Genomic DNA, 9,413 nt, shown 5'->3' with positions numbered 1-9,413 from the left:
GTCAGCGAGGCCCGGGCGCGGCTGGACGAGGCCGGACGCGCGCTGCGCGAGGAGCAGCGCATCGCCCTGGACCTGCCCGACACCCAGGTGCCCGCCGGGCGCAACCTCTTCGTCGGCGAGGGCATGCAGGTGCGCCACGGCGACCGGCCCGTCTTCGCCGACGGCGGCATCGACCTGACCGTGCGGGGCCCCGAGCGCATCGCCCTGACCGGTCCCAACGGCGCCGGCAAGTCCACCCTGCTGCGGCTGGTCACCGGCGACCTCGCCCCGGACGGCGGGGAGATCAGGCGCAACGACGGCCGCATCGCCTACCTCTCCCAGCGCCTGGACCTGCTGGACCTGGACCGCACCGTGGCGCAGAACTTCGCCTCCTTCGCCCCGCACCGGCCCGAGGCGGAGCGGATGAACCTGCTCGCCCGCTTCCTCTTCCGCGGCGCCGGGGCGCAACTGCCGGTCGGCGTCCTGTCCGGTGGCGAGCGGCTGCGCGCCACCCTGGCCTGCGTCCTGTGCGCCGAACCGGCCCCTCAGCTGCTGCTGCTCGACGAGCCGACCAACAACCTCGACCTGGTCAGCGCCGGCCAGCTGGAGAGCGCACTGAGCTCCTACCAGGGCGCCTTCATCGTGGTCAGCCACGACGAGCGGTTCCTCGCCGAAATCGGAGTGAACCGCTGGCTGCAACTGGCCAACGGAGTACTCAAGGAGACCGCAGCACCCACCGTGTGAACCACCGGCAAGTGCAGCGGCCCGCATCCGAGGCTCCGTGCCCGGCGGACCGACCACCGATCACATGGGACGGATCCCGCATGCCCCAGTCCGCTCTGCTCGCGCACGACCTCGTCGTCGACCGGGGGCCGGCGGGTGCTCGACGGCGTCAGCCTGACCGCCTCCCCCGGCCACCGCATCGGCCGGATCGGGTGGGGACGGCGTCAACACGTCCGTTCTGCTGCGGATACTCGCCGGGCTGGACGAGCAGCACCGGGTACCGGCGACCTCGGCGTCGTGCCGCCTCGGCCGGCACCGCGGCGATGGTCGAACCGGCGTCGAAGGGCATCTCCCGGTCCGTACGCAACGACGGCTGCGGCTCTGCCGGGCAGGTGCCTCTCGGCTGAGGTCCTCGGCCGGTGGCGGCTGGTCGCCGGAACCCCGGACTTGGTGAAACGGGTGCCGCTCACCGACCTGGAGAGGCAGGCCGGGAGCGTCACTTCCACAGCCGGCCTCTTCGGGCTTCCCGCCTTCCGCCACTACGGCGTCGGCATTATCGGCGCGCCGGGCTTCGGCGCCTGGAGGGAGCCGCGCACGCCATGGCGACCGGCTGGGTGCTCTCCGTGGAGTTCTCCCCTGCCGCAGGAGCCGGCCGGCGTCGAGACCCGGCCGTCGCCTACGGGAGCGGCGGATCGCAGGCGCGCGGCCGGATCGAGGCCCTCCGGGAGTCCTCGGCGAGCATCGGGCTGTTTGCGGGGTACGTCCCGCAGAACCCGCACCGGTGGCTGGGCACTCATGTCGAGGCGGCCGACGAGGCCAGGCCTGCGCCATGGTGGCGAAGGAACTGGCGGCGGAAATCCCCTCCATGAACGCGCGGGGACTCCTGCACTTCGACGCGCGCTTCGAGAACATCCTCAGCGACGGCCGGTACGCGCTGATGCGCGCCCACGTGGAGGGCAAGCGCCCCACGGGCATCCCGGAACAGGCCACGGCGATCACCGCCCGGCACGCACCGCTCGCCGCCGCGACATCGGACTTCAACCGGCAGGTGCCGGAGCGGGAGGAGACAGACCCCCTACCCGCCGGAGGAGATCCGCCGGCTCGGTGGCAGGTACGGCCCCCGGTGCGCTGACGGCAGGTCGGTCGAACGGGGGTGTCGGCCAACGGGGGTGTCGCCGACCGGGCGTCAGATGGTGACGGTCTTGTACTCGATGTAGGTGTTCAGACCGGCGAAGCCGTACTCGCGGCCCACGCCGCTGGCCTTGAACCCGCCGAACGGGCCGTCGAAGCCCACGGAGGCGCCGTTGACGGTGACGGTGCCGGTCCGCATGCGGCGGGCGACCTCCAGGGCGTGTGCCTCGTCGCTCGACCACACGCCGCCGGACAGGCCGTACTCGGAGTCGTTGGCGATGCGCACCGCGTCGTCCTCGTCCTCGTAGGCGATGACGACCAGTACCGGGCCGAAGATCTCCTCCTGGGCGATCCGCATCGCGTTGTCGACGTCGGCGAAGACGGTCGGGGTGACGTAGTAGCCCTTCTCCAGGCCGGCGGGTACCTCGGGGCCGCCCGTGACCAGTCGTGCCCCCTCCTTGAGGCCGAGTTCGATGTAGTCGCGCACCCGCTGCTGCTGGTCGCGGCGGATCATCGGGCCGATGAAGGTGTCCGGGTCCTGCGGGTCGCCGACCTTCAGCGAGTCGACGACCTCCTTGACGGCGGTGACGACCTCCTCGTAGCGGCTGCGCGGTGCCAGGATGCGGGTCTGCGCGATGCAGGCCTCACCGTTGTTGAGCAGCGAGGAGAACTTCAGACCGGCCGTGAACGCCGCCAGGTCCGCGTCGGGCAGGACGACGGCGGCGGACTTGCCGCCCAGTTCCAGGCTGACCCGCTTGAGCTGCTCACCCGCGATGGAGGCGATCCGGCGTCCGGCACGGGTGGAGCCGGTGAACGCGATCTTGTCCACGTCGCGATGGGAGACCAGGTGCTCGCTGGTCTCGCGGTCGGCCGGCAGCACGCTGACGGTGCCCTCGGGCAGTCCGCACTCGGAGAGCAGGTCGGCCAGCAGGCCCATGCTCAGCGAGTTCTCCGGCGAGACCTTCAGGATGACCGTGTTGCCGGCCAGCAGCGCCGGAATGATCTTCGCCAGGGAGGCGGAGAACGGCGAGTTCCAGGGGATGACGGCGGCCACGACGCCGATGGCCTCCCGGCGGACCACGCTGCGGCTGGTGGCCGCGGGGTCGCTGGGGGTCAGCACCTCCTCCCAGGCCAGTTCCTCGGCCGCCTTCAGATAGGCGTTGGCCTGGCGGGACAGGCCGGGCTGCCCGGCGCGGGTGAACCAGCCGGCGGAGCCGTTCTCCGCGCTGATCACGGCTGCGATCTCCTCGGCCCGGGCCTCGCGCAGGGCGTTCAGCCGGCGCAGCACCGCGATCCGCTCGGCCGGCGGGGTGTTCGGCCAGGTCCCCTCGTCGAAGGCGGTGCGGGCGACGGCCACCGCCCGGTCCACGTCGGCCCGCCGGGCCTGGGCGGCACGGCCGACAAGCGACTCGTCGTGCGGGGACAGGATGTCGAGCAGTTCCGGGTCGCTGGGCTCGGTCCAGACGCCGCCGATGAAGAGCCGGTCGTAGGTGATCATGTGCTTCCTCCGGTGTCCCTAGCGGGAGCCTCCCGCTAACTGTCACTCGACTGTAGCACTTACGCTTTCTATGTGCGCAGAGACGTGGCTATAAGAGGGTCGTACTGCCGCAAGCTGTCTATACTCATGGCCGTGAGAGCCGACGCAGCACGCAATCTGGAAACAGTCATGACGACCGGTGCGCGGATGCTGGCCGCCGACCCGGCCGCGAGCATCACCGCCATCGCGGCCGAGGCCGGCATGGACCGGCGCACCGTCTACCGGCGCTTCGCCTCGCGCGAGGAGTTGCTGACGGCCATCTACGAGGCGCGGCTGACGGCCATCGAGCAGGCCACCGAGGACGCGCGGCTGCACGAGGCCCCGGTCGCCGTCGCCCTGCACCGCTATGTGGAGGGCATCATCGGCGTCAACCGCACCTGGCCGGTCGATCTGGGCCGGATGCTGGCCGACGAACCCGTCCGCGAGCGGCGCGACCGCTCGTACCGAGAACTCACCGACTTCCTGCGCCGCGCCACCGACGAGGGTCTGATCCGTCCCGGCCTGCCGGACGGGTGGGTGAGCAGGGTCCTGCCGCAGCTGATGGGCATCGCCTCCCGCGACCTGACCGACCTCAGCCCCGCGCAGGCCGCCGACCTGGTGGTCGACACCTTCCTCCACGGGCTCGGCGCGGGCGCCGCCGCCCCGAGGGGCGCCGGTCCCGGGGGCACCCGCGCAGCGGGCTGAGCGGCGCCCTTCCGCGGACGGCGTCAGCCGCCTCGCCCCGGGCAACGGCGGCCCGCCCGCGCGCCCCTGTGCAGGCCCGGAGCAGACCGCGCTCACCGGACGGGAAGTGCCGCCGGCAGCCTCTGCACGGTCTTCAGCTCCTGGCCGTGCGCCGCGTCGCCGGGGGCGAGTACCCGGCGGAGGCAGCAGCGGGCCTCCCAGGTCTCCCCCGCTGCCGACAGGACCTCCCGGGCCACACCAGCGACCGGCTCTCCCGGCGCATCACACCGAGGCGGGACTGCACGGCGAGTCCTGGCTGCAGTTCCGCGTCAGTGGCCGCGGACACAGAGTGCGACTCTGCTCTGAGGCCAGGTGGTGTGCAGATAGTGGTCCTCTGCGGCGCGCCAGCGCCTGATCCACTCCTCGGAGTTCTCACCGCGGGCCCGCAGGCGCTCCAGGCAGACTTCTCGCGGAGTGTCGACATAGACCGTGAAGTGGAAGTAGGGGGCGAGCTCGGGGCGGACGGAGTAGACCCCTTCGACGATCACCACCGCTCCGGGGGCGATCTCCCGCCAGGCTCCGAGCTCGCCGGTGGCCCAGTCGTAGACCTGGTAGCGCGCGGCCCGCTGGTCCCGCAGCGGGACCAGCACCTGGTCGCGGAGGCGTTGCCAGTCGAAGTAGCGGTGGTAGCCCTGCTCCGCGTCGAGCCGTTCCCGCTCCTGCTCGGGCATCGGGCGGTAGAAGTCGTCGCCGTGGACGACGACCGAGCCGTCGAGCTGTCCGGACACCGCGGCGGCCAGCGTCGTCTTGCCCGACCCTCCTGCGCCGTCGATGGCGGTGATCCTGGTGCTCCCCGCCGCACAGGCCGACCGGAGGAGGCCGTCGGCGACGTCCTTCGCATGTTCGGTGACGTCCTGGCGTCGCTGTTGCACGCGCACCTCGCTCGTTCTCGCGGCGCTGGAGAACACGGCTTCCCTGGCTTCCCTGAGATCCCCGGCGCTGCCGCCCAGCAGTGCCCGCGTGACGAGTACCGACTCCAGGGCCCCGGTCCCGAGGTCGCGCAGCAGCCGCTGGACGTGTTCCATGCCCTGGTCCTGCGCCAGCAGCGGCCTGCACCGCGCGACCAGAGCGGCAAGTCGTGCGGCATGCTCCGGAGCAAGCCCTCGGACGTCCTCGAACATGGGAACCCCTTGTGGGTGGCGTGCAGGGCGGAGAGGGCCACCCTCGGCCTCGTCCATGATGGCGCCAACGCGCCCGGGTGCGCTTCGGAGTTTCCGGTCGGCGCAGCACACCGCCGAGCCGGTCCGCCTGCGCGGTATGGAGGGCCCGGCGCCGCCTGGGCGGGCCTGGAACCGTGCACGGTCGGCGGGGTACGAAGGCTGGGCGCCGGGCGTTCGGCGGGCCCACGAGGAGCGGCCGCCGCTGCCGGTCGGCAAGGCCGCTGCCCTGCGGGCGTGCGGTAGGTTGCCCGCCATGACTGCGCCTGGACCCGCCACCTGGCTCCCCGCCCCGATCAGGACCGAGCGGCTCGCCCTGCGCGTGGCCGAGGCCCGCGACCGGGCAGCGTTCGTCGAGTTGTTCGCCTCCCCGGAGGTGGGCACCTACATCGGTGGCCCCCGGCCTCGCGAGGAGCTGGAGCGCACCATGGCCGAGGTGCCCGGGCAGCGCCCCGGCCTCTTCGTGGTCGATCTCGACGGAGCGATGATCGGCATGGTCACACTCGACCGACGCGACGCGGAGCGTCCGGGACACGTCCGTCCGGAGGCCGGGGAGACCGAGCTCGGCTATATGTTCCTGCCGCAGGCGTGGGGACACGGGTACGCCGCGGAGGCGTGCGCGGCGGCACTCGGCTGGTTCGCCGACGCGCTCCCCGGCGAGCCGGTGGTGCTCTGCACCCAGACCGCCAACGGGAGTTCGATGCGCCTCGCAGCGAAGCTGGGGTTCACCGAGGTGGAGCAGTTCGAGGAGTACGGCGCCCAGCAGTGGTTCGGCGTGTGGTCACGGGTCTCGCAGGGGCCCGGGACGGGAGGGCGACCCGTCTCCGTATGACGATCGCCCCACAGGCCGATGCCGCGCAGGCGGCCTGTGCACGTCCGCGACGAAGAGCCGTGGTCACCGCGCCGGCTCCCGGCGCAGAGTGGCACAACGGCCAATCGGGGTCTCCCTTCCGCAGTGCTCGCCGAGGTTCGGCGGATCGAGGGCCGGAGGAGGTACGTGTGACCGGGCCGGCGGTCGCCGGAGCGCGAGGGCGGTGGCTGTACGGAGTGGGCCTGCTGTGGCGGCCGTGGCAGGCCCACGAGTTCCCCGAAGCGAGACAGCCGCGACGTCCCCTCGCTGCTCGCGCGAACTGCGCAGCGCCGTCGGGCTGTGGACCGGGCGGGGCGACCGTCCCCGGTCCCCGGCCGTCTGCGGCCGGTCCGGCAGGTGGCCCCTCCGGGCCGCGACCTCCGGGCGAGGTCGGCCGCAGGACGGCCGGGGGTGCCGGCTCCTCCCCCGCCGGTGAGCGGCGGCCGAACGGGTGCGGCGGGGCAAGATCGTGAGACTCCCGGTCTGCCCCAGCGCCAGGAACTACTGTCGCGGGCATGGTCGAACACGATGCCTTCAGCACCACCCGCGAGGCCTACGACGCCGCCGCCACCACCTATGCGCAGCTGTTCCGCGACTCGCTGCGTGACAGTCCCCTGGACCGGGCGATCCTGAGTGTCTTCGCCGAGGTCGTCGGCACCAGCCGGGACGGCCGGGTCGCGGACCTGGGGTGCGGGCCCGGCCACATCACCGCTCATCTGCACGGGCTGGGGCTGGCGGCGTTCGGTGTCGACGCCTCTCCCGCGATGATCACGCTGGCCCGGCAGGCCTATCCGGGCCTGCGGTTCGAGGTGGGGTCGATGGCCGCGCTGGACATCGCTGACGGCACGCTGGGCGGTGTGCTCTCCCGCTGGTCCGTCATCCACACCCCGCCGCCGGAACTGCCCGTCCTCCTGGCGGAGTTCCATCGTGTGCTGGCACCCGGAGGCCACCTGCTGATCGGCTTCTCGGCCAGCGAAAACTCCGCTCACCCGGCGCAGGTCTTCGACCACACGGTCGCCCCGGCCTACCGGTGGTGGCCCGACCACCTCTCGGCGATGCTGCGGACGTGCGGGCTGGCCGAGGTGGCCCGGATGGTCCGCGAGCCCCAGCCCACCGACCGGCGGCAGTTCAAGGAGGTTCACCTGCTCGCCCGCAAGGGCGAGGCGGACGCCGTCTGACGATCCGTCGGCGGCGACCCGGCCGGCCGGGTCGCCGCCGACGGACCCGCCTCGCTCACTGTGACCGGTGCGGGACGGGCGTCAGAACAGGTACATATAGGTGTAGGTGCCGTTGGCGTTGCGCTCACACCACCAGGTCATGTTCGGATCCGCCCACCTCACCCCGTAGGCCTGGCACTCGGCCGAGGTGTTGAAGGTGGGGCCCGTCGTCTGCTTCCGGTGCGCGGCCCCAGGTGCCGTCGCATGCGCCTGGAGGAGGTGCCGGCCGACGGTGGGGACCGGTGCTGACGGTTCGGCGGCCAGGGCGGCGGGGGCGGCGAGGAACGAGGCCGCAAACGCTGCCGCGGTCATCCGGACGAGGACTCTGCGCATCGTGCCACCTCCAGCGGTCCGGAGGAACTCTGCACCGGAATTCGGGGGGCGTCTCCCTCGCGTGGGTGCGGGAGACACAGGCTCGGCGGAGCCGGGCGGCCGGGGCGCCACCGGGACCTCATGGAGGCGACGGGAGCGCTGTCGGCATCGGCTGGGTGATGGATCGAGGGCACCGGCGCCCGCGTACTGCGCGGCCGACCGGGCCGGACTGGGGAGCCAAGCGCTTAAGCGCCCGGACTTGATCGTCAATCGAAGCTAGCTCTCGTCCCTGCAGGCCGCAACCCGGCCTCCCCTGCCACGTTGCGAACACCGGCCGGCCGCATGCTCGGGAGAGCCGGCGACGCCGGCGGACCGGGGGCAGCGTACGAAGGCCAGGCGCCTGGTTCGGTCCCGCGTCGACAGGCATGGACGCATGTCCGTCCCGTTCGGGGTCGTTGATGTCAGGGGCGGTCCGTCTTCCCTTCCGGAGGCACGGCCGAGCGACCCCTGCTGGCCCGGCCCGGCCGAGCCTGGCGCAGGCGGTCGATCCGCCGGTACCCGCGTCGGCGGCGGTGAGGCCAGTCGCAGTCGCAGCTCCGGCCTTCGGGACGCCGAGGGGCGCCGCGGGGATCAGGCGGCACCGGTTGCGTCCCGTTCCCTCGCGGCAGCGAGGACGGAGTCGCCGCATTAACTCTTACACGGTTGACAAACTTAAGCGCGTCCCCAACCATGACATGCATGTCAGACATCACCGAGCGCGCGGCCCGCCGCCTTCTGGTCGACTACACCCTTGAGATGGCCCTGTCCGACGAGGACCCCGCCCGCATCGTGGACCGGACCGTCACCCCCGACGCGATCTGGACCACCGACGGCACGGACCTCACCCGCGACCAACTGGTCGCCCACGCGGCCCCGGCCCGCAAGAACGTCACCGCAGTCCAGATGCGGATCGACGACCTCCTGGTGGAGGGTCACCGATTCGCGGCCCGCTGTTGCCTCACCTCGGAACACCGCAAGCTCGGGCATGTGGTGATCGACTGGATCGTGATGGGCGAAGTCGCCGACGACGGGCGGGTGCGGCGCATCTACCAACTCGGCCACACCGCCTGACCGCCGGGTCCTGCTGACCGGGGACGGGCGCGTCCGGGTCCGCCAGGGCATCACGTACGCCGGACTCCGGCGAGGGCAGCTCCCCGACGAGCGACCTTCGCCCGGCACGGAACTCGCCGGCTCCAGCGGCCGTCCACCACCGGTGCCCCGGGGAAGCGCCCGGCCCGGGCACGGCTCCGCTCCTCGAAGCGACGCGGGCCGACCGTGCAGATCTCCGGGCCCCTGCGCCGGGCAGCTCTGCGCCGGAGCAGGGGTGGTGCCTCCCCGGGCGCAGGGCTGCAACCTCCCCGACGTCGGCCTGCTCGACGGTTGACGGCGACCTCGCGTATTGCCTGCATATGAGCGAGCACGTGATAGCGATTCCCCCCAGAAGTCGAATGACCATCGCACTCGACCTTTGAGGCAGTGGGAGCCCTGCCCCGTCCCGTACCCGGCCGCGCCCGCCGGGAGAGCCCCTTGGAGGTCCCACCGTGCTACGCGGACGTCCTCTTCGGCGACTACAACCCGACCGGGAAGCTGCCGATGACCTGGATGCAGAGCGCCTCCCAGGAACCGATCAACGACGGCGACGGCAAGACCCCGCTTCTCCCGTACGGATACGGGCTGAGCTACCCGTCCGGCCCCGCACCCTCTCAGACACCCACGACGGCGCCGCCCACGGGTCCGTCCACCAC

Annotated in this window: 10 protein-coding genes; 7 read left to right on the top strand and 3 right to left on the bottom strand. The window is 72.3% G+C overall.

The window, feature by feature from the left end:
- Together AOK09_RS10265 and AOK09_RS41065 are read left to right on the top strand one after the other, a co-directional pair.
- Positions 1–723, top strand: a 723-nt coding sequence (locus tag AOK09_RS10265; RefSeq protein WP_157875849.1) for an ATP-binding cassette domain-containing protein, incomplete at its 5' end; no start/stop codon positions are given.
- Between the two features lie 808 nt (positions 724–1,531).
- The gene (locus AOK09_RS41065; protein ID WP_175609284.1) at positions 1,532–1,834 is read left to right on the top strand and encodes a hypothetical protein; all 303 of its coding nucleotides are present in this window, start codon (positions 1,532–1,534) and stop codon (positions 1,832–1,834) included.
- A 54-nt stretch (positions 1,835–1,888) separates the two neighbouring features.
- Here AOK09_RS41065 and AOK09_RS10255 read toward each other — a convergent pair whose 3' ends face one another.
- Positions 1,889–3,331 (bottom strand): aldehyde dehydrogenase, encoded by a 1,443-nt coding sequence (locus AOK09_RS10255; RefSeq protein WP_055586826.1) that lies wholly within the window; start codon positions 3,329–3,331, stop codon positions 1,889–1,891.
- Positions 3,332–3,517: 186 nt separating this feature from the next.
- On the opposite strand from AOK09_RS10255, the gene AOK09_RS10250 reads away from it, so the two are divergent.
- A complete protein-coding gene (locus AOK09_RS10250; RefSeq protein WP_055586829.1) occupies positions 3,518–4,054 on the top strand; it encodes a TetR/AcrR family transcriptional regulator in 537 nt (178 codons plus the stop codon).
- 308 nt (positions 4,055–4,362) lie between these two features.
- Here AOK09_RS10250 and AOK09_RS10245 read toward each other — a convergent pair whose 3' ends face one another.
- Entirely contained in the window at positions 4,363–5,214 is an 852-nt protein-coding gene (locus AOK09_RS10245; protein WP_157875848.1) for a uridine kinase family protein, read from the bottom strand.
- A gap of 292 nt (positions 5,215–5,506) precedes the next feature.
- Here AOK09_RS10245 and AOK09_RS10240 point away from each other — a divergent pair, with 292 nt between their 5' ends.
- Both AOK09_RS10240 and AOK09_RS10235 read left to right on the top strand, forming a co-directional pair.
- Positions 5,507–6,082, top strand: coding sequence for a GNAT family N-acetyltransferase (locus AOK09_RS10240; RefSeq protein WP_055586828.1), 576 nt, complete (start codon positions 5,507–5,509; stop codon positions 6,080–6,082).
- Between the two features lie 533 nt (positions 6,083–6,615).
- A complete protein-coding gene (locus tag AOK09_RS10235) occupies positions 6,616–7,278 on the top strand; it encodes a class I SAM-dependent methyltransferase (protein WP_055586824.1) in 663 nt (220 codons plus the stop codon).
- An 81-nt stretch (positions 7,279–7,359) separates the two neighbouring features.
- Here the strand turns inward: AOK09_RS10235 and AOK09_RS10230 are convergent, their stop codons facing one another.
- Positions 7,360–7,650, bottom strand: coding sequence for a hypothetical protein (locus AOK09_RS10230; RefSeq protein WP_055586823.1), 291 nt, complete (start codon positions 7,648–7,650; stop codon positions 7,360–7,362).
- A gap of 717 nt (positions 7,651–8,367) precedes the next feature.
- Here AOK09_RS10230 and AOK09_RS10225 point away from each other — a divergent pair.
- The gene (locus tag AOK09_RS10225; protein WP_055586822.1) at positions 8,368–8,739 is read left to right on the top strand and encodes a hypothetical protein; all 372 of its coding nucleotides are present in this window, start codon (positions 8,368–8,370) and stop codon (positions 8,737–8,739) included.
- Between the two features lie 456 nt (positions 8,740–9,195).
- Positions 9,196–9,413 (top strand): glycoside hydrolase family 3 C-terminal domain-containing protein (locus AOK09_RS10220; RefSeq protein WP_245687216.1); only part of this gene is annotated, 218 nt, incomplete at its 3' end.

Origin of the sequence: Peterkaempfera griseoplana (assembly GCF_001418575.1) — a bacterium.
Classification (GTDB): domain Bacteria; phylum Actinomycetota; class Actinomycetes; order Streptomycetales; family Streptomycetaceae; genus Peterkaempfera; species Peterkaempfera griseoplana.
Note: the sequence above shows the minus strand (reverse complement) of the source record. Positions and strands in the feature narration are given on the sequence as shown.